Origin of the sequence: Paenibacillus sp. A3 (assembly GCF_001399685.1) — a bacterium.
Taxonomy (GTDB): domain Bacteria; phylum Bacillota; class Bacilli; order Paenibacillales; family NBRC-103111; genus Paenibacillus_G.
Window position 1 is genome coordinate 1 of the sequence record NZ_JTHN01000416.1, and the last position, 576, is coordinate 576.

Sequence of the window (576 nt, forward strand, 5' to 3'; positions counted from 1 at the left end):
CGTTACATTCCGGCCCGTTCGTACACAACAAAATCGTAGTCGTACGGGTTTTTCTCGTCCTTCACGCCGCGCTGCCGCCACACCTCGCGCCATTCGCCGGGCTCAAGCTCGGGAAAAAACGTATCCGCCGCGAAACGGTGCGCGATCTCGGTAATATACAGCCGGTCCGCGAACGGGAGCAGCTGCCGGTACACCTCCGCGCCGCCGATGACGAACAGCTCCTCGGAAGCCTGGCTTCCGCCGCGGCCGTAATCGGCGGCCGCCTCCTGCGCCGAATGGACCACCTCGCAGCCCGGTGCAGCGAATCGGTCGTCCCGGGTCAGCACGACATTGCGCCGTCCGGGCAGGGGCTTGCCGATGGAATCGAACGTCTTGCGGCCCATCAGCACCGTATGTCCCTTCGTCGTTTGCTTGAAATAAGCCAAGTCCGCCGGCAAGCGCCACGGCAGCTTATTGTCGATGCCGATGCCGCGGGCTTCGTCCATCGCGAGTATGAAAGAAATCGTCACGCGAACCTCTCCTTGCTATAGTATGCCGCTTTGCTAATCGCGAGCGTCCGAGCTTGTTGAGAAAGTG

General features: G+C 61.6%; 1 protein-coding gene. It reads right to left on the reverse strand.

Annotated elements, in window-relative coordinates; genetic code table 11:
- Nucleotides 1–2 precede the first annotated feature (2 nt).
- Nucleotides 3–509 (reverse strand): dihydrofolate reductase, encoded by a 507-nt coding sequence (locus QJ48_RS35065; RefSeq protein WP_054977834.1) that lies wholly within the window; start codon nt 507–509, stop codon nt 3–5.
- Between the last annotated feature and the right edge of the window lie 67 nt (nt 510–576).